Raw genomic sequence first — 368 nt, 5'->3', positions numbered from 1 at the left:
CCACCGCTCCCCCGGCGCTCTCTCCCCCGGGGAGCCGACTGGTCGCCCTGGTTGGGCGACCTTTTTTTTTCCCGGGCATCGGCAACGCAAGCAGGGAATAGCGAACGGGTTCAAGGCAGAAGCGGCAAGCCGCCAGGCGCGGCCGGTCGCCGATCCTCCCGTCCCGATTCCGGGCTTGGTAGCATTCGTGTCCCCCCAAGCACACAAGGCCCGTCCCATGGCCGACACCCCCGACAAGCCCAGCCGCGAGCAAGCCGAGGCCGCGGTCCGCACCCTGCTGGCCTGGGCCGGCGAAGACCCGACCCGCGAAGGCCTGCTCGACACGCCCAAGCGCGTGGTCACCGCCTACGGCGACTGGTTCAGCGGCT

1 protein-coding gene is annotated in these 368 nt (G+C 70.4%); it reads left to right on the top strand.

The window, feature by feature from the left end:
• Window positions 1–217: 217 nt before the first annotated feature.
• A partial coding sequence (locus HKX41_10680) for a GTP cyclohydrolase I FolE (GenBank protein NNC24595.1) occupies window positions 218–368 on the top strand: 151 nt, incomplete at its 3' end.

Origin of the sequence: Salifodinibacter halophilus (genome assembly GCA_012999515.1) — a bacterium.
Classification (GTDB): Bacteria; Pseudomonadota; Gammaproteobacteria; order Nevskiales; family Salinisphaeraceae; genus Salifodinibacter; species Salifodinibacter halophilus.
This window is presented reverse-complemented; position numbering and strand designations above follow the sequence as displayed.